This is a genomic window from Bacillus cereus group sp. N6, assembly GCF_016483705.1.
GTDB lineage: Bacteria > Bacillota > Bacilli > Bacillales > Bacillaceae_G > Bacillus_A > Bacillus_A wiedmannii.
This window is the reverse complement of record NZ_JAEHBI010000012.1, coordinates 74,308-95,516: the sequence shown is the minus strand read 5'-3', so window position 1 is coordinate 95,516 and position 21,209 is coordinate 74,308. Positions and strand designations below refer to the sequence as shown.

Here is a 21,209-nt window from a genome sequence, read left to right as displayed (position 1 = left end):
CATCCTCGATATTTTCTTTTTGTATTTCCTTAACCCGTAAATTCTACAACTAAATACATGAACGATAGATAGTAAGTCTTGAATAAGCTCTTCCAGTGAAGATAATTTTCATTAGTTAAAACAATAACCTTTCCCCAATACGTATGAACCTAACTCTGTGATTTTTTTACAGATACATTGTTATTTCAGCAAATTTTTGGTTTATATTGTTTCATAGGTAGACTGCATTTATATGTATTTGTGTATATTTTATATAACTGTATTTAGATTCTTATCTGAGAATGCATGATAAGAATATACATCAGAATTTTCTGTTATATCACTTTAAATTATAGTGGAACCTATCCATATTCTCAAGGGGGCATTCCGAAAGCGAATGATTTCTTTGACTCCTTCGCACACTTTCCTTACTATAAACTTGAGGTGAAAAATATGAGAGAAACATTTGAAATTGGTGAAATCGTTACTGGTATTTATAAAACTGGCAAATACATCGGCGAAGTTACAAATAGCCGTCCTGGCAGTTACGTCGTAAAAGTGTTAGCTGTTTTAAAACATCCGGTGCAAGGTGACTTACATAACGTAAAACAAGCTGACGTACCATTTTTCCATGAAAGACGTGCTTTAGCTTTCCGTGAACAGACAAACATTCCAGAGCAAATGGTGAAGAAATATGAAGGAGAAATTCCAGAGTATACAGAGTCACTCAAATTAGCATTGGAAACTCAAATGAATTCATTTTCTGAAGATGATTCACCTTTTGCGGTTCGTAGTCTAGAAACATTAGAGCAGTTAAAAAAAGACTACAAACTTTAAAAAAACAAAACGACCAAATTACATACTGTGCAATTTGGTCGTTACTGTGTACTCACTTTCTTTAACACTTTTGAAAAATCAACGAGTTCTCCTAACGTTGGAGGTGCTGGTTTCACTAAATACTCTTTATCTTTTTCTACTAATTTAAAAATATTATACGTCGTCATCGCATCATCTAGCGCACAATGATGCTTACCCGTCCCTGCTTTTCCATACGCCTCAATTGCTTTCCACAATCCTGTTTGATTTCTCTCCCCAAAAAACTTCTTATACTCAAGTGATAAATCACGACACTGTCCTAAGAACGGAAAGTCTACTCTTGCCATTTCACAATTATGCTTCAACACTTTCATATCCATATTTCCCCACGTAACAATGGTTGGTTTACATCTCCTTTCATATTCTGCAAGTTTTTCAACGAGTTCTGGAAACGAAATTCCTTTATCTACGACTTCTTGTTTAATTCCTAAAAATTTCTTACATCGATCCGTTAAAGAAGGAAAAGTTTTCGGCCTAACATGAGCTGAATACGTGTCTTCTACCTTACAGCCAACAACCGAAACGAGTCCTACCTCAATGATTTCCGGGAAAAATCCTTTTGGTTTTTTTCTGTGCTGGGGCATCGTAAACTCAAAATCCAAAAATAAAAATCGTTGTTCATCCATACGATCCCTTCCTTATCATCTTTGTCATTCCTTTCTATTTGACACTCCTACACGAACAAGCTCGAATGCTAATTCCATTTTAAATATTCAGATTGGATGTATCTTATATATATGTCAAATGCCCACAAATATTTTTAAAAATAAGAAAAAATGACCGATGCAGAAAATATGACAAAATAAGCCCTTTCATTTACATCCCCCTTTTTTCTACTTTATAATGACGTTATGTGTGTTTCATCTAGTTAATTTTTTGACACACTAAGAAAAGTGAATGGAAGGAGATGAGAGTTTTGCACGAAACAACGCAAGAGCTCGCAAACTGGCAGTATTATTTTGCTATCGCAGTCTTTTTAATTACATATGCCATTATTATTTCAGAAAAAATTAATCGCGCTGTCATCGCACTTCTTGGTGCAGCACTCATGGTAATTATGGGGGTCGTTGATTTACACAACGCCTTTACGAAACATATTGAATGGGGGACGATTACGCTACTCATCGGTATGATGATTCTGGTGAACATTACAAGTAAATCGGGTGTCTTCCAATACGTTGCCATTAAAGCAGCAAAAGGGGCGCAAGGAAATCCAATTAAAATTTTAATTTCACTTTCCTTACTTACTGCGCTTGGTTCCGCATTTTTAGATAACGTTACAACTGTACTTCTTGTTGTTCCAGTTACTTTATCTATTACGCGCATACTGAAAGTAAATCCTGTTCCTTATTTACTTTCTGAAATTATTTTTTCAAACATTGGAGGAACAGCAACATTAATTGGTGATCCACCTAACATTATGATTGGTTCTGCAAATAAGCATTTAGATTTCAATGCGTTCTTATTCAACTTAGCACCTATCGTAATCATTATTATTGCTGTTACAGCGACAATACTTTACTTCATGTACCGTAAACAATTAATTGCTGATCCTGTACAAATTAAAAAATTAATGAGTTTAGATGAAAAACAATACATTAAAGATCCAGTATTAATGAAAAAATCTTTAACCGTACTTGGACTTACAATCGTAGGTTTCATGACTCATTCGATCTTCCATGTTGATGCAGCTATCATCGCTTTAACTGGTGCTACTGTACTTATGCTAATCGGTGTGAAAGAGCATGAAATTGAAGAGGTATTCGCAAGTGTAGAGTGGGTAACAATCTTCTTCTTCGCAGGACTATTCGTACTTGTTGGAGGACTTATTGATATCGGCCTTATCAAAATGTTAGCTCAAAAAGTAATTGGAATAACGGGCGGAGATGTTTCTTACGCATCTATCCTTATTTTATGGGTATCTGGTATCGCCTCTGCAACAATTGATAACATTCCATTCGTTGCAACAATGATCCCACTTATTAACGATATGGCAGTTGGGCTAGGTTTATCACCTTCTGACGCACAAATCGACGTATTATGGTGGGCATTAGCATTAGGTGCTTGTCTAGGTGGAAACGGAACATTAATCGGAGCTTCTGCTAACGTAATTGTTGCAGGTATCGCAAGTCGTGAGGGCCATAAATTTAGCTACATGGAATTCCTTAAAGTCGGCTTCCCAATTATGATCGTTTCATTAATCATTTCTCATATTTATATTTATTTACGCTACCTTATGTAGTAGAAAAAGGGCTGTCACATGTGACAGCCCTTTTTTCTTGGTCAACGAAATATCTATTAACCAACAAAGAGCTGTTCCAAAATATATTCGAAACAGCTCCCCACATATATCTACTCGTTATACCTTACCGGCTCATTCCGAATAATGAACAAGTGAATCGGTAAGAAAACCGAAAATGTGATTGTATGAATAATCGTAAACAATATAGAATTCGTTCCGTATCTATCTAAAATTGCGTAGATAAGATAAATAGACAGCACAATCGATACAGCTGTTGCTAATAAATATAGAATTGGTACGAAGTTAAAAATGAAACACGCGACATATATGCCGAATACTTTCCATCCTGCTTCTTCTTTTAAGAAATCCGGTAATTTGTCTTTTGCTAAATCACCCCATATCTTACTATTTAAAAAAGGAATAAACGCAAGAGCACCATCCGTTGCACCATCATTTTTCGCCATCGTATACAGTGCAAAAGCCGTTAATAAATACGCAATAATTGCCCAAATCAATACAACAAGAATAAACGCAAAACTAAGAGCAAAGAAACCTGCTAGTACGCCTTGATCTTCCATCTTATCCTCTCCTCTCTACTCTCAACATATTTCATTACTTTACAAGTTATGTTTTAAAATTTATCCAAACTCTCTGTATAATAATAGGAGCGAGATAATAAGAGAGGAGAACGCACTTATGCATCCATTTGTACAAGCATTACAAGAGCATTTCACAGCCCATAAAAATCCTGAAAAAGCAGAACCGATGGCACGTTATATGAAAAATCACTTCCCATTTCTCGGTATTCAAACACCTGAAAGAAGACAACTATTGAAAGACGTCATCCAAATACATACTCTCCCAGATCAAAAAGATTTCCAAGTTATCGTACGTGAGCTTTGGGATTTACCAGAACGTGAATTTCAAGCGGCCGCACTCGATATTATGCAAAAATATAAAAAGCATATAAACGAAACTCATATCCCGTTTTTAGAAGAACTCATTGTAACAAAATCTTGGTGGGATTCTGTTGATAGCATCGTCCCTACATTTTTAGGGAATATCTTTTTAAAACATCCAGAATTAATTTCTGCCTATATTCCAAAATGGATTGCATCAGATAACATATGGTTACAACGCGCCGCTATTTTGTTCCAGCTAAAATACAAACAAAAGATGGATGAAGAACTTCTTTTCTGGATTATTGGACAACTACATTCTTCAAAAGAATTTTTCATTCAAAAAGCGATTGGCTGGATCCTTCGCGAGTATGCAAAAACGAAGCCCGATGTCGTTTGGGAATACGTGCAAAATAACGAGCTTGCTCCCCTTAGTAAACGTGAAGCAATTAAGCACATTAAACAAAATTACGGAATAAATAACGAAAAAATAGGCGAGACTCTATCATAGATAGACGCGTTCCTCTATTGAGATTTAAAAAAGAACGTGTTAGAATATGTTCATTATTATTAATATAAGTAGCGATGAAGGACTTATAAGTACTTGCACAAAAAGCGATTCAGGGATAGTGAAAGCCTGATGCCGCAAGGAAACGGCAGTCCCGAGCAATACGTGATAAAGTGGATGCACCTGTTGTGTATCAACTAGGGTGGAACCGCGGGCAAACGCTCGTCCCTAGGCAATTAAGCCTTGGGATGAGCGTTTTTTTATGTTTTTCAAAGCATATACTGCTCGTTTCATAAGTACCTGAGCACGTCATCGCCAATACGTTAACTTTCAAAAGGAGGATTTTATTATGTATTCAATGGAACAAGTTGTAAACTTAGCGAAACATCGCGGTTTTGTTTTCCCTGGTTCTGAAATTTACGGTGGTCTTGCAAACACTTGGGATTACGGTCCACTTGGAATCGAATTAAAAAATAACGTTAAAAAAGCTTGGTGGAAAAAATTCATTCAAGAATCTCCATACAACGTTGGTTTAGACGCAGCTATTTTAATGAACCCAAAAACTTGGATCGCTTCTGGTCACGTTGGTAACTTCAACGATCCAATGATCGACTGTAAAAAATGTAAAGCGCGTCACCGTGCTGACAAATTAATTGAAGATGCATTAGATGCAAAAGGCATCGAAATGGTTGTTGATGGTCTTACTTTCGACCAAATGGCTGACTTAATGAAAGAACATGAAGTAAAATGTCCTGATTGCGGTAGTGAAGAGTTCACTGAAATCCGTCAGTTCAACTTAATGTTCAAAACATTCCAAGGTGTTACAGAGTCTAGCACGAACGAAATCTTCCTTCGTCCTGAAACAGCACAAGGTATTTTCGTAAACTTTAAAAACGTACAACGCTCTATGCGTAAAAAACTTCCATTTGGTATTGGCCAAATCGGTAAGAGCTTCCGTAACGAAATCACGCCTGGTAACTTCACATTCCGTACACGTGAATTCGAACAAATGGAACTTGAATTCTTCTGTAAGCCTGGTGAAGATTTAGAGTGGTTCGCATTCTGGCGTGAAACTTGTAAGAACTGGTTACTTTCACTTGGTATGACTGAAGAAAGCATGCGTCTTCGTGACCACGGTGAAGAGGAATTATCTCATTACAGTAACGCAACAACTGATATTGAATTTAGATTCCCATTCGGTTGGGGCGAACTATGGGGCGTAGCATCTCGTACAGACTTCGATTTAAAACGTCACATGGAACACTCTAATGAAGACTTTAACTATATCGATCCACAAACGAATGAGCGTTACGTACCGTACTGCATCGAGCCATCTTTAGGTGCTGACCGTGTAACATTAGCATTCTTATGTGATGCATATGAAGAAGAGCAATTAGAAAACGATTCTCGTACAGTTCTTCGTTTCCACCCTGCTTTAGCACCATACAAAGCAGCTATCTTACCATTATCTAAAAAGCTATCTGAAGGTGCTACTGAAGTATTCGCAGAACTAGCTAAAGACTTCATGGTAGACTTTGACGAAACTGGTTCTATCGGTAAACGTTACCGTCGTCAAGACGAAATCGGTACACCATTCTGTATCACTTACGACTTCGACTCAGTTGAAGACAAAGCTGTTACAGTACGTGACCGTGACACAATGGAACAAGTTCGTATGCCAATTAGCGAGCTAAAAGGTTTCTTAGAGAAGAAAATCCAGTTCTAATTATAAAAAAGAGGCGCTCTATTGAGCCGCCTCTTTTTACTTTTCACGTTTTTCTTTAATTGCTACTGTACATCTTGATATACATAGTAAATCATCATTCTCATCAATAATACGTACATCCCAAACCATCGTTGAATGTCCTCTATGTATCGGTGTTCCGATCGCTGTTACAATCCCATCTTTCTTTGAGCGAATGTGATTTGCATTAATTTCTAGACCGAAACAAATACATTTCTCTTGATCAATTAAATTGTATGAACCAACACTTGCTACTGTTTCCGCTAATGCAAGAGATGCACCGCCGTGTAAAAAACCAAACGGCTGATGCGTACGCTCATCAACAGGCATCGTAGCAACCACCTTATCTTCTGTCATCTCTAACAACTCAATTCCAAGTGAATCCATTAAAGTTTTTCCCATATCGTTTCCTCCTTCTCTTACTTTAATTGAATGTATAATTTTACCTATTTATTTTCAAACTACTTATAACACTTATATAAGGAGGTTTCACCTAAATGAAACAGAAATTTTGTATATTACTGCTTATGTTCTCCTTGCTGACTATTGTACCAAATTGTGCACTAGCAGCCAAAGCATCCAACCTGACAATCGATGTTCAGACTGTAACACAAAAAGGTAAGAAACCTTATATAGAATATCAAATTAACAGACCTTCGTTTCACAATTTTTCCGATTCTAAATTTCAAAATAAGCTCAATTTCTATTACAAAAAATCTACTGACAAATTTAAAACAAAATTAGAAAAAGACGCAAAAAAATATTATAAAGAAACAGAAGGATCTAGTACACCTTTTCATCCGTACGTGGCGAATGTTGATTATAAAGTCTCCCTAAATAAACCACCGTTGCTCAGCCTATATGTGAATTACTATCAATATACAGGCGGAGCACACGGTCTTTATAAGTGGAAGGCAAACACATTTGATTTAAAAGAAAAAAAGTTACTACACTTAGACGATCTATTTCAACCAGAAGATAAATATAAAGAAATAATCCGTGCTGAGATTGTAAGACAAATTAAACAAAATGAAAGTATTTATTTTCCCGATGCAACTGAAAAGGTCATGAGCACGAAAAAGTTCCACTTCTTTTTAGAACCGGACAATCTCGTCATTTATTTCCCTTTATATGAGATTGCTCCTTATTCAAGCGGAATCCCTCAATTTCGTATTCCGTATACGTTGCTAAGAGAGTATTTGAAGCCTTCTTATCAAAATATTTTGATTGACAACAAGTAAATATTTTCGCTACGATAATGTTAACCTAAAAACAACAGGAGGTTAACATTATGAGGAGATTTCATGTTTTAGATTTAGCATTAGCTGCCATGTTCGTCGCTCTTATGGCCATTGGTGCAAATATTGTATCTTGGGCACCATTCCTGCAAGTAGCGGGTATCCCATTATCTATGCAACCATTTTTCGCAATTTTAGCAGGGCTTCTTCTTGGAAGTAGACTTGGCGCATTATCAATGACTGTGTATATGCTCGTTGGCTTAGCTGGTGCACCAATCTTCGCTAACTTCAAAGCTGGATTCGGAGCACTTTTAGATCCTACTGGTGGTTTTATTATTGCATTTATTATCGTTGCTTACGTATCCGGAAAACTAGTAGAACAAAAAGAACGACCAACATTCAGTACATTTGCAATTGCCTCTTTCACAGGAATCATTTTAACGTATATTATCGGTACTACTTATATGTACGGGGCAGTCAATTTCTTCATGGGTGGTAATATGAGTTATAAAGCGGCTTGGATGATTATGATGTGGTTCGCAGTAAAAGATATTGCATTTACCATTATCGGTGCTATTATCGCACCTCGCATATACTATGCTGTACGTCGTTCCGCTTATCAGCATTCTCATTCGACGATTTCATAATAAAAAAGAGTTATTTCAGTACACTGAAATAACTCCTTTTTTATATTAAGACTGTTGCTTCGTGTGTTCTTCTAAAATTTTCTGCATCATTGGAACCATGTCATCACGTAATTCTGGGTGTCGCAGAGCCATTTCGATTGTCGTTTGAACGAATCCTAACTTTTCACCTACGTCGTAGCGCTTTCCTTCGAAATCGTAAGCAAATACACGTTGAATTTCGTTTAAGTTTTGGATTGCATCTGTTAACTGAATTTCACCACCAGCACCAACATGTTGCTGTTCTAAGAACATGAAGATTTCAGGTGTTAAAACGTAACGTCCCATAATTGCTAAGTTTGAAGGTGCTGTACCTGCTGCTGGTTTCTCAACGAAATTGCGAACTTGGTAACGACGTCCTTCCTGCTCTAATGGGTCGATAATTCCATAACGGTGTGTTTCATCTTCTGGAACCGTTTGTACACCAATAACAGAAGAAAGCGTTTTATCATATTCTTCAATTAATTGACGTAAACATGGTTTTTCAGCTTGAACGATATCATCACCTAATAAAACAGCGAATGGCTCATCACCAATGAATTTACGTGCACACCAAACAGCGTGTCCTAATCCTTTTGGTTCTTTTTGACGGATATAGTGAATATCTACCATTTTTGAAGAAGCCTGTACTTTTTCAAGTAACTCATACTTTTTCTTTTCTAATAAGTTTTGCTCTAACTCAAATGCATTATCAAAATGATCTTCAATAGAGCGCTTCGTTTTACCAGTAACGATAATAATATCTTCGATTCCTGATTTTATTGCTTCTTCTACAATGTATTGGATAGTTGGTTTATCTACTATCGGTAACATTTCTTTTGGCATTGCTTTTGTAGCTGGTAAAAAACGTGTTCCTAATCCAGCTGCTGGGATTATGGCTTTTCTTACTTTTTTCATCACAAAATACCCTCTCTTCTGTCAGAATCAATAACGATTATTTCCTTACATAAAACAAAAGGGAGGTTTCACTCCCTTTCGTTCCTTACTACTTAAAATTACTTTATATTATAAACGATTCATAATATCTTCTTTAATAGTAAGTAACTTTTGTTCACTATTTTGTAAAGAATTATCTTGAACACCGAAGTAGAACTTAATCTTCGGTTCAGTTCCAGATGGGCGTAGGCAGAACCAAGAACCATCTTCTAATTGATATTTTAACACATTTGATTTCGGTAAGTGAATCTCTTCTTTATGTCCATCTTGTAAAGATGTAACGATGCTCGCTTTATAGTCTTCAACAGCTACAACTGTTAAGCCCGCTACTTCTTTCGGAGGATTTTCACGGAATGTTGCCATCATTTCTTGAATTTGTTCCGCTCCATCTTTTCCTTTTAACGTTAACGATACAAGATCTTCACGGAAGAAACCGTACTTCTCAAATACTTCTAATAAACCATCGTATAACGTTTTACCTTGTGATTTGTAGTATGCAGCTACTTCACATGCAAATAGAACAGATTGTACTGCATCTTTATCACGACAGAATGGACGGATTAAATAACCATAGCTTTCCTCATAACCGAATTGGAATTCGTATTGTCCGCTTTCTTCATACTGTTTAATTTTCTCACCGATAAATTTAAATCCAGTTAACGTATCAACTGTATCTAAACCGTATGCTTTCGCGATTGTACGGCCAATTTCAGACGTTACGATTGTTTTTAATACAACACCGTTCTCTGGAAGCGTTCCGTTTTCTTTCTTTTGAGATAATAAGTAATCAAGCATTAATGCACCTGTTTGGTTACCCGTTAATACTTGGAACTCACCATCGTGATTACGAACTGCAACGCCTAGACGGTCTGCGTCAGGATCCGTTGCGATTAACACATCTGCGCCTACCTTCTCACCGTCACGAATTGCATACTCAAACGCTGCATGCTCTTCTGGGTTCGGTGATTTTACTGTAGAGAAGTTCGGATCTGGTAACTCTTGCTCTTTTACAACTGTTACATCTATAAATCCAACTTCTTCTAAACCACGGCGCACAGAAATATTTGATGTTCCATGTAATGGTGTAAAGACGATTTTTAAGTCTTTTCCAACATTTTGTACCATTTCTTTATTAATGATGACATTGTTCAATTCTGTTGCATATGCATCATCTACTTCTTGTCCAACAATATGTAATAAACCGTCAGCTTTTAATTGCTCCACATTAGCAACCTCAACTGTTAACTCATCCTCTACTGCATTTACATAGCTAATTAACTCATCAGCTTCTTTTGGAGGCAACTGCCCACCATCTTCACCATATACTTTATAACCGTTATATTCCGGCGGATTATGGCTTGCCGTAAGAACGATTCCACTTACTGTATGTAAATGACGAACTGCGAAAGAAAGCACTGGCGTTGGACGTAAGCTTTCAAACACATATGTTGTGATACCGTGTGCACCAAGTGTAGCAGCTACTTCCATTGCAAATTCAGGTGATTTATGACGAGAATCGTACGCTACAACAACACCGCGTTTTTTCGCTTCTTCACCTAATTTTTCAATAAACTTCGCTAATCCTTGTGTTGCTTTACGAACTGTATATACGTTCAAACGGTTCGTACCAGCACCAAGTTCACCACGCATACCACCTGTGCCGAATTCTAGATTTTTATAAAAGCTGTCCTCAATTTTCTTCTCATCTTGCTTCATGTTTTCTAACTGTTCTTTTAGTTCTGCGTCTAACTCTGCATAGGAAAGCCAGCGACTAAATTCTTGTTTCCAGTTCATATTTCTATCTCCTCTCGCTTGTCATACCTTTATTATATGAAAAAAACAACCTGTATCTCAATATTTTTTACAATCTAACAGGATTTTACTAGGAATATTTGTATACACTATGGTTAAATACTCCACTAAAGGGAATGAGGATTATGCAAGAATGGGGCTTGTCAGAAGAGCTCAAAATACAAACAAAGCAAATGATTGAAATTGCTGAGAAAGAATTATCAATTATGAGACAAGCAATTGATAAAGAAGATGAATGTATTTTGTGCAAAATGGAAGATATTCATCATATGTTAGCAAACGTACAAACATTGGCAGCTACATACTATATTCAAGCGTATTTATCACCTTATACTGAAAGCTCACATTCTATTACAGCAACTGTCCAACATTTAAGCGCCCGAAAACACGGGGCTCTTATTGTTGTGGAAAGAAACGAACCACTTGACTCTCTCATTCAAACTGGAACAACATTACATGCTCATTTAACCTCACCGTTACTTGAATCCATTTTCTATCCAGGTAACCCTCTTCATGACGGAGCCGTTCTCGTTAAAAATGATCATATTGTTTCAGCTGCCAATATTCTTCCGTTAACGAAAAGCACAGAAGTTGATCCTGAACTAGGAACACGTCACAGAGCTGCGATTGGCTTATCAGAAAAAAGCGACGCACTTATTTTAGTTGTCTCTGAAGAAACAGGTCGCACTTCATTCGCTTTAAATGGAACGTTATATACGATTTCTTTATAGGATCCATCTTTTCCTATAGAACAGTACAATAGGAAATGAAATTATATCGACTTAACGAAAAAAAATGACAATAATCATACCAATAAAAAAGGCTGTTCCAAAATATCGGAACAGCCTTCTCTTATGGATCTTACTCTTCTCCGAAACGTTCAACAAGTGTTGCAAGTGTACGTACCATTGCACCTGTTGCTCCAGCTGGCCCTAAATCATGCGCTCCTGACGTTTCAGATGTTCCAGCGATGTCTAAGTGTACCCAAGGTGTATCTTCAGCAAATTCACCTAAGAATGTACCTGCCATAACCGCATGTCCTTCGCGGCCTGGTGAGTTATTTAAATCGGCAAACTTACTGTTTCGAACGCGTTCTTTATCACGATCAAAAATCGGTAATTGCCAAATTGATTCATCTGTTTCCATAGACGCCTCTAGCACTTGCTCAAACAACTCTTCATTGTTTGTCATTGCGCCTGTCGTCTGATTTCCAAGTGCAACAATTACACCACCTGTTAATGTCGCAACATCAATAAGATAGTTTGCACCTAGTTTTTTCGCATACGTAATACCGTCAGCTAACGCTAGGCGACCTTCTGCATCTGTATTTAATACTTCAATTGTTTTTCCGCTCATAGATGTGATTACATCGTCTGGCTTAAATGCTGTACCACTTACAACGTTATCAGTTGATGGAATAACAGCGATCACATTTTGCTCTGGGCGAAGTTCACCGATAATTTCCATCGCACCTAATACAGACGCAGCACCGCCCATATCACCTTTCATACCGACCATGCCTTCACGTGGTTTTAAAGAATAACCACCTGTATCGTATGTAATCCCTTTTCCAACGAATCCAATGACATCTGTCCACTCTTCTTTTCCTTTATAAATAAGAGCAATCATTTTTGGTGGCTCTGTACTACCTTGGTTTACTGCAAGTAACGCACCCATACCAAGATCTTCCATCTCTTCTTTCTCAAGAACTTTATAATCCATATCATACTTTTCCGCTAACTCAACAGCATACTCAGCAAGCTTTGTTGCTGTTAATACGTTTGGCGGCATATTTACAAGTGTACGAGCTGAATTTGTTGCACGTCCATGTACGTAGCCAACTGTTAATGCAGCTTCAATTTCTTGTGCATCTTCTGCTGTAATAGCCGTGAACTTCTCTAGTTCCACACGATCCTTTTTATCTGATTTATACGTTTGTAACTCATATGTACCAAGACCTTGTACTTCTGCTGCAATATGAGCTACATCAATTGCATCTAATTTCTCTGTTACGAAAGAATCAAGTAAGATTGCTGCATCTTGTACTTTTGCTGCTTGTAACGTTTTAAATGCCTTACCAAGAGCAGCACGCAACGTTTCTGTCGTGTAAGACTCTTTCTTACCTAAACCAACGAAATAATAACGTTTCACATTTGTTTTTCCTAAACTATGTACTTTTGAAATAACTTTCTTCTTCGTAGAAAGTTCTTTCTCTTCTAATAAAACTTGTAGTTGTCCTTCAAACGCTTTGTCCAGTTCTTGTACAAAACTACTCGTTTTCTCTTCTTCAAATAAGGCAACGATTACCGCTTCATGGCTTGCTAATTCTTTTTGTACTTGAAACATGTTCAGACCCCCTAAATTTCTCTACTCTGCCTTTATTATAACTTTATTTTCGATAAAATGCGACAATTCTAACTTCTGTTACATCCTATATAATCCATATTTCTTCTATTTATAAAATAAAAAAGTCTAGCGTAATTACCACTAGACTATCTTTGTTTTAAATATTGACCACGAAACACTTGCATCGTTTCATCTTGATTTAACATCGTTAACTCTTCTTCTGAAAACTTACCATTTCCAACTTTCACTACATACACATTCACTTTTTTCTTACCCCATTGGCTATAAACATCTTTCACCGTATCATAATACAGATCAAGACGGTTTCCTTTTATTGCACCGCCCTTATCAGCTACTACACCGTACCCATAACCTGGTACGAATAGAATCGTTCCAATTGGGAATACGCGTAAGTCCGCAGCGATTGTGGAATATAAATCCCTTTTCACCTTAACTCCTGAATATGTAATACCATACTCCGGATGTCCCGGTCTCTTACCAGTTGACTCAATTCCCGACGTATAACCTGTTGCAGTCATTTCAATTGAACGATATTTAGACCAGTCGTTTGCCTGCTCTAAAGCATTTATCACTTCTTTACTCGGAGCAACATTTCTCTTAACTTCTGCTGCATGTACTTCTTTTGCACTCGTTCCCTCATATTTCTTTACAATCTCTAATAAAGAAACTCCTGTGAAAGCATTCCATGTTACGCATAATGCGGATACAAGTAAACAAGTCATCATAATGCGAATACAATATCGTTTTAACATTTTTATATTCCACACTCCTTCATCGTTAATCATTCCCTATACGATGAAGGAATATGCAAAAAAATAATCCCCAAATGAATTGGAGATTAAAACATTTGATATCCGCTTTTCCGAAGTTTCTTAATGACAATTCCGGCTAAAGCAGCACCTACTAATCCAGTAGATAGAATAAACACATCTGCCTGCCCTAAATGCGATACACTTGTCCCAAATGAAGAGAATGTTTCTTTCGGCTTTGAAAAATAATCCCACACACTCGCCTTATTAATAATAAGTATACAAACAATCGGATACACAATAACCATTACCCATGTCGCTCGCAATATCATGTTGAGTAAAAATCCAATTCCAAAAAACAAAATAAAAAATAACATCATTGAAATAAGTAGTACTGGTATACTCACTCTTTCTCCCTCTCCTTCGCATGCGCCGTAAATACATGATAGGCTGTATAACCAAATTGCTCTCCTGGATCTAATGTTTTGTTCATCTCAAGATGTAGTTCTGATCTTCCTTCAAACAAATATTTGATAAGTAGAGACGTATTTGGATCGTCCGCAATCGTATCTGGATGTAAAAATGCTACTTCAGACAATTCCTTCTCCTGTACAATAATGTTTTCTCCTTCAGGCTCCAAAAGGAAAATAATCATATTATCACTAATCTCATTGCGAATCACGCCCGATCGAACACCAATGATCCCCTTCACATGAGCGACGATACCTGTCTCTTCTAACACTTCACGTTTCACAGCTTCATCAACCGTCTCACCTTCATTTACAAAACCAGCCGGCAAAGACCATTTCCCCTTTAATCCACTATATTTTTTCTTAACGAACAGCCACCTGCCATCTTTTGTAGCTACTAAGCCACCAACAGCTAGCCATACTTTCCCTCGCTTCTCCATGATGTAATACCCTCCTCTATCAGAACGGACAGAATATTCTTTCTTTTTTATATATTATACTATATTTTTTAAATGAAAAAAGCAGAAACAGCTCTTAGCCGTTTCTGCTTTTTCTACTATATATTAAAAGAACTTTAATTTACCTTTTTTAAGAACTAATAAAGGTCCACCTAATAAGAATAGGTAACGGTTATCGATAACTTTCTTCATGAAGGAAGCTTTCCAACCTGTTAACTTTTTGCCCATAACAACGCCCATTGCATCGTCATGACCTAAAGAACATACAGATCCTTTATTGTCGAATGCGAATTTTTTCATTTCGCCTTTACCACGAACTAACACAGTTAAGTTGTGTGCAATGTTGTAACCTTCTTGAATTGCGATTTGTGCCGTTGGTGGGTATGGACGATTAATTTCTTCGTTAATGATTAACGCTGCGTCACCAACCATAAATACATCTTCGTATCCTGGAGCGTGCATGTACTCATCAACTTTTACACGTCCGCGCATTGCTTCAAAGCCAGACTCTTCTACAATACCGTTACCACGAACACCCGCAGCCCAAACTACTGTTTCAGACTTAATTAATTCAGTATCATCGCCGTTTGCAACGATAATACCTTCTTCAGTTGCTTCTTTAATTGCTGTACCGATGCGGAATTCTACACCTTTTTTCTCAAGTTGTTTTACAGCGTATTCTACTAATGCCGGATCGAAACCTGGAAGTGCTGTCGGAGCAGCTTCTACACAGATAATACGTGCTTTTTCACGTGGTACATTGTACTCTTTGCAAAGTTCAGGAACACGGTTTGCAAGCTCACCTACGTACTCGATACCAGTAAATCCAGCACCACCAACAACGATTGTTACTAACTCATCGCGCTTTTCAGTTGCATATTTAGCGAAACTAGCTTCCATATGCTCACGAATTTCACGAGTTGCATTAATGTTAGCAATTGAGAATGCATGCTCTTTTAATCCTGTAATTCCGAATGTTTCTGATTCGAAACCAAGACCGATTACTAAATAGTCATACTCTAGCTCGCCGTCTTTTAAGATGATGCGTTTTTCAGCAGCTTTAATTTCTACTACTGTGTCTTGTACAAAGTTCACTTTATTTGTATCAATAACGTCTTGAATATCTAGACAGATTTTTTCATCTTGTAATGTACCAGCTGCGCTCTCATGTAACCAAGTCGCTTGGTAGTGATAGCTGTTGTTGTTTACTAACGTAATTTCAGCTTCATTTACAGATAATGCTTTTTGCAGACGAACAGTCGTAATCATCCCGCCATAACCTGCACCTAAAACTACGATTTTTGGAGTCTTCACCAAATCACAACCCTTTTCTTTATATAATAGTAATGAAAAATAATACCAAGTACTAAAAACTATATTTGTCAAGAATGTGGAATTTATCACATTCTATATCATAACAAAACGCAGTCAAAAAATCGTACGAATTTTGTCATAGAAATTTAACATAATACTTCCCTATATTAGTCGGTTTTATTCCAGAATTCAAGCGTCTGGAGAATTATCAATATTTTAAAATAACATAGCGTTTTCAAGGGTTTTTCAGCCTTTTTTTCATGTATTTTCCTTTCACCATATTTTATACAATTAAAAAAGCATCTATGCGAAAACTTACACACAATTCAGTCGTTTTCAGAAGTATTATGAACTCAAATATGCTATCATTTATTTGAAAGTGTCATCATTTGCAGGATTTTCGTGTACATATGAACAATATATGAAATCAATATCAAAATTCCATCTATAGGGGGAATGAAAGTGGCAGAAAATCAAAAAGTTTACGACATAACGATTATTGGTGGTGGTCCAACAGGGCTGTTCACAGCATTTTATGGCGGTATGAGACAAGCAAGTGTAAAAATCATTGAAAGCTTACCTCAACTTGGAGGACAATTATCCGCACTCTACCCTGAAAAATACATTTATGATGTAGCTGGATTTCCAAAAGTGCGCGCACAAGAACTAGTTGATAACTTAAAAGAGCAAATGAAGAAATTTGATCCAACCGTTTGTTTAGAAGAAGCTGTTGATACGCTTGAGAAACAAGCTGACGGTATATTTAAACTTGTTACGAATAAGCAAACTCACTATTCTAAATCAGTTATTATTACTGCTGGCAATGGTGCTTTCCAACCACGCCGCTTAGAATTAGAAGGTACAGCAAAGTATGAAAAGAAAAACTTACATTATTTCGTTGATGATATGAATAAATTTGCTGGTAAGCGCGTCGTAGTATTTGGCGGCGGCGACTCAGCTGTTGATTGGACAATGATGTTAGAGCCGATCGCTGAAAAAGTTACAATCGTTCATCGCCGTGATAAGTTCCGTGCACATGAACATAGCGTAGAAAGCTTAATGAATTCTCGTGCAGAAGTAAGCACACCGTACATACCAGTAGAACTCATTGGTGATGACAACATTGAACAAGTCGTTCTTCAGCATATAAAAACGGAAGAAAAAATTATCATCGATGTGGATGATGTCATCGTAAACTACGGCTTCGTTTCCTCTCTTGGCCCAATTAAAAATTGGGGCTTAGATATACAAAAAAACAGCATTCTCGTGAATTCGAAAATGGAAACAAATATTCCTGGCATTTACGCTGCTGGTGACATTTGTACATATGAAGGAAAAGTAAAACTCATTGCTTGCGGCTTCGGTGAAGCACCAACAGCAGTAAACAATGCAAAAGCTTACTTCGATCCAAACGCAAAACTTCAACCGATGCACAGCTCTAGTATGTTTTAATATAGAAATGAAAAGAGCTCCTTTTATGCGAAGGAGTTCTTTTGTTATTGTGCTACCGTATCCTTCCAAAATATGTTACAATCAATAAGAACAAACGTTCTTATCAATAAGGGGGATATTTTAAAATGAAAGAACCTATTATCGTAAAAAAAGAAGCTTTCCAAGCAATCGGTATTTCGATTACGACGACAAATGAAATAGAGGCATCTACTGAAGGAAAAATTCCAGGGCTTTGGAACCAATACTTCCAAGAACAAATGATGCATCACATCCCAAATCAACAAACGAAAGAAACATTCGCGTTCTACTCAAATTATGAATCAGATGAAACTGGTACATATCAATTTACGATCGGTATGCCCGTTTCTTCATTAGAAGACGCACCTGAAAATATGACAACTTTAACAATACCTGCTGCTACGTATGCGGTATTTACAACGAGAAAGGGGCCAGTTGCTGAAGTCGTTTGTGAGGCTTGGGAATATATTTGGCAATGGTCAAAAGAAAACAAACGTGCTTTTACAACAGACTTTGAGCTTTATGATGAAAAAGCAACAGATCCAACCAACGTACAATTGGATATTTATATTGCATTAACCTGAACGACAAAAAAGAAGATACCATTTGGTATCTTCTTTTTTGTCGTTAAATAGCCACTGTGCAAACCCAACATTATTGTCTACAATGAGAAAGTGCAGTATAGAAATATTAGAAACTGTATAAAACGATTGTTAATAGGTTTTTCAGTTTAAATTTGTCACATAGAAAGGAAGCAATATGGAGGAACTACAACAAAATAAATCTGCTTTAAAAGAAAATGCGAAACCGTTATTAAAAAATACGAATTTCCTTTTTCTTTGGGCAGCTACTCTTTTTTCAAGTTTTGCTTTAGCCTTTTTTACTTTTTCACAAACGTGGTACATAGCAAAAACATTAAACCTTGAGGCTTCACTCGGTGTTGTTTTCGTAGCTCTTAGTGTTCCAAGGCTTATTTTTATGATTATCGGCGGTGCTGTAGCTGATAAATTCCCGAAAAAAAACATTATGTTTTATTCTAATATTATTCGTGCTATTCTCGTCGCAACCATCCTTACATGGTTCATCGTAGGTGATGTAACACTATATACATTTGCTTTATTCGCTTTATTCTTCGGGCTTGCTGATGCTTTTTTCTGGTCAGCTGATGGATCTATCTTGCCTGAACTTGTAGAAAAAAGCCGTTTAACACAAGCAAACTCACTTACACAAATGTCAAATCAAGCATCGGTCATCTTAGGCCCTGTACTTGGCGGAATTCTTATCAAATTTACGAACTATGAAACGATCTTTTCGATCACGATTTTATTACTAATCGTTGCAGCCATACTCGTTCAAAAAATACAATTTACGATGCCAGAACAGCAAAATACAGACAAAGGCATGTTCACTTCTATTAAAGAAGGAATCTTATATGTAAAGGAATCACCATTCCTTTCAACTTTCCTTCTTTGTAGCGCCTTTCTAAACTTATTTTTAATCGGTCCAATGCAAGTCGGCTTCCCGCTTTTCGTTAAAAATGTTCTGCACGGCGACTCGCTTCAGTTCAGTTACTTAGAAGCATCTGTAGGTGGCGGAATGGCAATAGGCGCTGTCATTGTCGGTTTAAAAAATATTAATCGCAGACGCGGTCTATTTTGCATTATCATGATGCTACTGTCTGGTGTATTCTTCTTATCCATCAACTTTAGCACCGTACTGTGGCAAGCGTTATTAGGTGGCATGTTTTACGGTATTACAATTGCAATGGCTATCGTTCCGCTTATGGCGATGATTCAATCGACAGTAAAAGAAGAAATGATGGGACGCGTAATGAGTTTACTTATGCTCTCATCAATGGGCTTTATCCCGCTTTCTTATGCATTCACATCAATCGCACTTGCAATAGGAATTCCAATCGTAACCGTTATGAAAAGCGGTGCAATCGCCGTTATCGTCTTCGTACTATTTGTAGCGATTCGTGTTCCAGTTGTAAGGAAGTTTGATTAACTACTTGGAGTCATGTGTTATACGCATGGCTCTTTTTTAAACGGATCAAATAACGGCATCCCCTTACTTCTTCTCACGGCTGCTCCCCATTCTAATCCAATTTCTAAAAATAAATCCCGCACTGTACTATATAAAAGAGCCTTCACATTTTTACGGATTTCCCCGTATTTATACGCTCTCACAACACTCTTTACTCGCCAAATGAAATTTCCATACACTTCTTCATCAGCTAATATTTGCTCCAGTAAAACACCTTGCTCTAGTAACCCGCTCTTTTTATATGCAAGTTCCACCTTACTCCAAAATATATTAATCTTTTTCGGATTACGCGTCATTGGCACAAGTGCGTATATAAAAGGCTTCGGTATATCATGACGGCAATACGTCTCATCAAGTTCGTACGTTTCTTTTCTATTCTCTTTTATTTGTGGAATGTTTTTAGAAAAAATTGTTTCCCCTTCACTTTTTTGCTCATTTTTACTACAGCCATCTACACGATCATCACTTTCACATGCGGACAGTTTCATACGGTCATCCATGCGGTCAATTGCAGATGTAAGAAATACATATAAGTTCGCACTATATCCGCCGCGCTTATGTCTTTCTTTTGTCGCAACACGCTTTATAATTCCTAGTTCCTCTAACTTTGCAATTGAACGGCGTACTGTACGAATGCTCTTTCCAACTTTTGTAGCAATCGTCTCCATTAATGGACAAGCAACTCCCACTGTTTTCTGTTTCTCATTCACCGCATACTTCCCTAAAAAATGAATGATGGTTGTATCCGTTTTATTTAATTCAAATCGATAGCACTTCAAAATTTGTCTCTGATATGTATTAAACTCTTCTTTACTTCGAAATTCACTATATGGTTTCATTAAATTATATAAGCTTCCCATTTTTATCACCTCATTTATAGGTAAGAGTCAGGAAGCAAAATTGGCGGGGTATTTTAAAATTTTTTGGAGGTGACAATATGATCGTAATTAGCGCTTGTTTAGGTGGCATCGCTTGTCGGTATGATGGAAATGACAATCTCGTTTCAAAAATAGAGGAGCTACTGCAACAAGAAGATACAGTCCTCATTTGTCCTGAAGTATTAGGAGGATTACCAACGCCTCGTCCTTCAGCTGAAATTATTGGCGGGAATGGCGATGACGTTTTAGATGGAAAAGCAAAAGTGGTGACAAAAGACGGTGAAGATGTCACAGCAGCTTTCGTGAGCGGTGCTTATAAAGCTCTAGAACAAATGAAAGGTTTACACCCAGAATATATTATTTTGAAAGAACGCAGTCCATCTTGTGGTAGTTCTACGATTTACACTGGAGAATTTAACGGGAATAAACAAACTGGTTACGGGGTAACAACTGCTTTATTCAAAAGACATGGATTTAAAGTCATTTCAGAAGAGGATTTTGAGAATATAAAAAGGAATTGACCCTATTCGTCAATTCCTT

The 21,209-nt window shown here is 37.0% G+C and carries 22 protein-coding genes and 1 pseudogene; 11 read left to right on the top strand and 12 right to left on the bottom strand.

Going from position 1 to position 21,209, the window contains the following annotated elements:
- Window positions 1–5 precede the first annotated feature (5 nt).
- Window positions 6–105 (bottom strand): annotated as a pseudogene (locus tag JDS99_RS32755) (IS607 family transposase); the annotation flags it as partial.
- Between the two features lie 327 nt (window positions 106–432).
- Between JDS99_RS32755 and kapB the strand changes: the two are divergent.
- The gene (gene kapB, locus JDS99_RS11820; RefSeq protein WP_001209345.1) at window positions 433–816 is read left to right on the top strand and encodes a kinase-associated lipoprotein KapB; all 384 of its coding nucleotides are present in this window, start codon (window positions 433–435) and stop codon (window positions 814–816) included.
- Window positions 817–857: 41 nt separating this feature from the next.
- Here kapB and kapD read toward each other — a convergent pair whose 3' ends face one another.
- Window positions 858–1,481, bottom strand: a complete 624-nt coding sequence (gene kapD, locus JDS99_RS11815) for a 3'-5' exonuclease KapD (RefSeq protein WP_000344365.1) — start codon at window positions 1,479–1,481, stop codon at window positions 858–860.
- A gap of 290 nt (window positions 1,482–1,771) precedes the next feature.
- On the opposite strand from kapD, the gene JDS99_RS11810 reads away from it, so the two are divergent.
- On the top strand, window positions 1,772–3,097 hold the full coding sequence (locus tag JDS99_RS11810) for an ArsB/NhaD family transporter (protein WP_137011545.1): 1,326 nt from the start codon (window positions 1,772–1,774) through the stop codon (window positions 3,095–3,097).
- A gap of 110 nt (window positions 3,098–3,207) precedes the next feature.
- Here JDS99_RS11810 and JDS99_RS11805 read toward each other — a convergent pair whose 3' ends face one another.
- Complete coding sequence (locus JDS99_RS11805; RefSeq protein WP_000390066.1) at window positions 3,208–3,675, bottom strand: hypothetical protein; 468 nt, start codon at window positions 3,673–3,675, stop codon at window positions 3,208–3,210.
- A 118-nt stretch (window positions 3,676–3,793) separates the two neighbouring features.
- Between JDS99_RS11805 and JDS99_RS11800 the strand changes: the two genes are divergently transcribed.
- Together JDS99_RS11800 and JDS99_RS11795 are read left to right on the top strand one after the other, a co-directional pair.
- The gene (locus JDS99_RS11800) at window positions 3,794–4,507 is read left to right on the top strand and encodes a DNA alkylation repair protein (protein ID WP_199695115.1); all 714 of its coding nucleotides are present in this window, start codon (window positions 3,794–3,796) and stop codon (window positions 4,505–4,507) included.
- Between the two features lie 346 nt (window positions 4,508–4,853).
- Complete coding sequence (locus JDS99_RS11795; RefSeq protein ID WP_000287155.1) at window positions 4,854–6,230, top strand: glycine--tRNA ligase; 1,377 nt, start codon at window positions 4,854–4,856, stop codon at window positions 6,228–6,230.
- A 36-nt stretch (window positions 6,231–6,266) separates the two neighbouring features.
- On the opposite strand, the gene JDS99_RS11790 is transcribed toward JDS99_RS11795, so the two are convergent.
- The gene (locus tag JDS99_RS11790) at window positions 6,267–6,650 is read right to left on the bottom strand and encodes a hotdog fold thioesterase (RefSeq protein ID WP_000520763.1); all 384 of its coding nucleotides are present in this window, start codon (window positions 6,648–6,650) and stop codon (window positions 6,267–6,269) included.
- Window positions 6,651–6,745: 95 nt separating this feature from the next.
- On the opposite strand from JDS99_RS11790, the gene JDS99_RS11785 reads away from it, so the two are divergent.
- Together JDS99_RS11785 and JDS99_RS11780 are read left to right on the top strand one after the other, a co-directional pair.
- A complete protein-coding gene (locus JDS99_RS11785) occupies window positions 6,746–7,489 on the top strand; it encodes a DUF3298 and DUF4163 domain-containing protein (RefSeq protein WP_087986046.1) in 744 nt (247 codons plus the stop codon).
- A 50-nt stretch (window positions 7,490–7,539) separates the two neighbouring features.
- Window positions 7,540–8,133 carry a biotin transporter BioY gene (locus JDS99_RS11780; RefSeq protein WP_001252151.1) on the top strand — a complete coding sequence of 198 codons (594 nt, stop codon included), beginning with the start codon at window positions 7,540–7,542 and terminating at the stop codon, window positions 8,131–8,133.
- A 45-nt stretch (window positions 8,134–8,178) separates the two neighbouring features.
- On the opposite strand, the gene galU is transcribed toward JDS99_RS11780, so the two are convergent.
- A complete protein-coding gene (gene galU, locus JDS99_RS11775) occupies window positions 8,179–9,066 on the bottom strand; it encodes a UTP--glucose-1-phosphate uridylyltransferase GalU (RefSeq protein WP_087986056.1) in 888 nt (295 codons plus the stop codon).
- Window positions 9,067–9,174: 108 nt separating this feature from the next.
- Complete coding sequence (locus JDS99_RS11770; protein ID WP_199695114.1) at window positions 9,175–10,899, bottom strand: phospho-sugar mutase; 1,725 nt, start codon at window positions 10,897–10,899, stop codon at window positions 9,175–9,177.
- 143 nt (window positions 10,900–11,042) lie between these two features.
- Between JDS99_RS11770 and cdaS the strand changes: the two genes are divergently transcribed.
- Complete coding sequence (gene cdaS / locus JDS99_RS11765) at window positions 11,043–11,648, top strand: sporulation-specific diadenylate cyclase CdaS (protein ID WP_070169194.1); 606 nt, start codon at window positions 11,043–11,045, stop codon at window positions 11,646–11,648.
- Window positions 11,649–11,778: 130 nt separating this feature from the next.
- Here the strand turns inward: cdaS and pepA are convergent, their stop codons facing one another.
- From pepA to JDS99_RS11740, 5 genes are all read right to left on the bottom strand, one after another.
- Window positions 11,779–13,263 (bottom strand): cytosol aminopeptidase, encoded by a 1,485-nt coding sequence (pepA, locus tag JDS99_RS11760; protein WP_087986044.1) that lies wholly within the window; start codon window positions 13,261–13,263, stop codon window positions 11,779–11,781.
- Window positions 13,264–13,409: 146 nt separating this feature from the next.
- Entirely contained in the window at window positions 13,410–14,036 is a 627-nt protein-coding gene (locus tag JDS99_RS11755; RefSeq protein WP_000920109.1) for a 3D domain-containing protein, read from the bottom strand.
- 86 nt (window positions 14,037–14,122) lie between these two features.
- The gene (locus tag JDS99_RS11750; RefSeq protein WP_000027007.1) at window positions 14,123–14,440 is read right to left on the bottom strand and encodes a YuiB family protein; all 318 of its coding nucleotides are present in this window, start codon (window positions 14,438–14,440) and stop codon (window positions 14,123–14,125) included.
- Window positions 14,437–14,943 carry an NUDIX hydrolase gene (locus JDS99_RS11745; RefSeq protein WP_000415296.1) on the bottom strand — a complete coding sequence of 169 codons (507 nt, stop codon included), beginning with the start codon at window positions 14,941–14,943 and terminating at the stop codon, window positions 14,437–14,439. The genes JDS99_RS11750 and JDS99_RS11745 overlap by 4 nt, the downstream gene beginning before the upstream one ends.
- 123 nt (window positions 14,944–15,066) lie before the next feature.
- Window positions 15,067–16,275 (bottom strand): NAD(P)/FAD-dependent oxidoreductase, encoded by a 1,209-nt coding sequence (locus JDS99_RS11740; RefSeq protein ID WP_000856605.1) that lies wholly within the window; start codon window positions 16,273–16,275, stop codon window positions 15,067–15,069.
- Window positions 16,276–16,737: 462 nt separating this feature from the next.
- On the opposite strand from JDS99_RS11740, the gene JDS99_RS11735 reads away from it, so the two are divergent.
- The 3 genes from JDS99_RS11735 to JDS99_RS11725 all read left to right on the top strand — a co-directional run bounded on the left by JDS99_RS11735 (window position 16,738) and on the right by JDS99_RS11725 (window position 19,752).
- A complete protein-coding gene (locus tag JDS99_RS11735; protein ID WP_048542263.1) occupies window positions 16,738–17,727 on the top strand; it encodes an NAD(P)/FAD-dependent oxidoreductase in 990 nt (329 codons plus the stop codon).
- A 125-nt stretch (window positions 17,728–17,852) separates the two neighbouring features.
- Window positions 17,853–18,329, top strand: a complete 477-nt coding sequence (locus tag JDS99_RS11730) for a GyrI-like domain-containing protein (protein WP_199695113.1) — start codon at window positions 17,853–17,855, stop codon at window positions 18,327–18,329.
- Between the two features lie 175 nt (window positions 18,330–18,504).
- Window positions 18,505–19,752, top strand: coding sequence for an MFS transporter (locus JDS99_RS11725; protein ID WP_199695112.1), 1,248 nt, complete (start codon window positions 18,505–18,507; stop codon window positions 19,750–19,752).
- Window positions 19,753–19,769: 17 nt separating this feature from the next.
- On the opposite strand, the gene JDS99_RS11720 is transcribed toward JDS99_RS11725, so the two are convergent.
- The gene (locus tag JDS99_RS11720; protein ID WP_199695111.1) at window positions 19,770–20,651 is read right to left on the bottom strand and encodes a helix-turn-helix domain-containing protein; all 882 of its coding nucleotides are present in this window, start codon (window positions 20,649–20,651) and stop codon (window positions 19,770–19,772) included.
- A gap of 77 nt (window positions 20,652–20,728) precedes the next feature.
- Here JDS99_RS11720 and JDS99_RS11715 point away from each other — a divergent pair, with 77 nt between their 5' ends.
- On the top strand, window positions 20,729–21,190 hold the full coding sequence (locus JDS99_RS11715) for a 2-thiouracil desulfurase family protein (RefSeq protein ID WP_088064707.1): 462 nt from the start codon (window positions 20,729–20,731) through the stop codon (window positions 21,188–21,190).
- Window positions 21,191–21,209: the final 19 nt, after the last annotated feature.

Coding starts and splice junctions, on each gene's coding strand:
- kapB (WP_001209345.1), top strand. CDS start 433: ATGAGAGAAACATTTGAAATTGGTGAAATCGTTACTGGTATTTATAAA.
- kapD (WP_000344365.1), bottom strand. CDS start 1,481: ATGGATGAACAACGATTTTTATTTTTGGATTTTGAGTTTACGATGCCC.
- JDS99_RS11805 (WP_000390066.1), bottom strand. CDS start 3,675: ATGGAAGATCAAGGCGTACTAGCAGGTTTCTTTGCTCTTAGTTTTGCG.
- JDS99_RS11800 (WP_199695115.1), top strand. CDS start 3,794: ATGCATCCATTTGTACAAGCATTACAAGAGCATTTCACAGCCCATAAA.
- JDS99_RS11795 (WP_000287155.1), top strand. CDS start 4,854: ATGTATTCAATGGAACAAGTTGTAAACTTAGCGAAACATCGCGGTTTT.
- JDS99_RS11790 (WP_000520763.1), bottom strand. CDS start 6,650: ATGGGAAAAACTTTAATGGATTCACTTGGAATTGAGTTGTTAGAGATG.
- JDS99_RS11785 (WP_087986046.1), top strand. CDS start 6,746: ATGAAACAGAAATTTTGTATATTACTGCTTATGTTCTCCTTGCTGACT.
- JDS99_RS11780 (WP_001252151.1), top strand. CDS start 7,540: ATGAGGAGATTTCATGTTTTAGATTTAGCATTAGCTGCCATGTTCGTC.
- galU (WP_087986056.1), bottom strand. CDS start 9,066: ATGAAAAAAGTAAGAAAAGCCATAATCCCAGCAGCTGGATTAGGAACA.
- JDS99_RS11770 (WP_199695114.1), bottom strand. CDS start 10,899: ATGAACTGGAAACAAGAATTTAGTCGCTGGCTTTCCTATGCAGAGTTA.
- cdaS (WP_070169194.1), top strand. CDS start 11,043: ATGCAAGAATGGGGCTTGTCAGAAGAGCTCAAAATACAAACAAAGCAA.
- pepA (WP_087986044.1), bottom strand. CDS start 13,263: ATGTTTCAAGTACAAAAAGAATTAGCAAGCCATGAAGCGGTAATCGTT.
- JDS99_RS11755 (WP_000920109.1), bottom strand. CDS start 14,036: ATGTTAAAACGATATTGTATTCGCATTATGATGACTTGTTTACTTGTA.
- JDS99_RS11745 (WP_000415296.1), bottom strand. CDS start 14,943: ATGGAGAAGCGAGGGAAAGTATGGCTAGCTGTTGGTGGCTTAGTAGCT.
- JDS99_RS11730 (WP_199695113.1), top strand. CDS start 17,853: ATGAAAGAACCTATTATCGTAAAAAAAGAAGCTTTCCAAGCAATCGGT.
- JDS99_RS11725 (WP_199695112.1), top strand. CDS start 18,505: ATGGAGGAACTACAACAAAATAAATCTGCTTTAAAAGAAAATGCGAAA.
- JDS99_RS11720 (WP_199695111.1), bottom strand. CDS start 20,651: ATGGGAAGCTTATATAATTTAATGAAACCATATAGTGAATTTCGAAGT.
- JDS99_RS11715 (WP_088064707.1), top strand. CDS start 20,729: ATGATCGTAATTAGCGCTTGTTTAGGTGGCATCGCTTGTCGGTATGAT.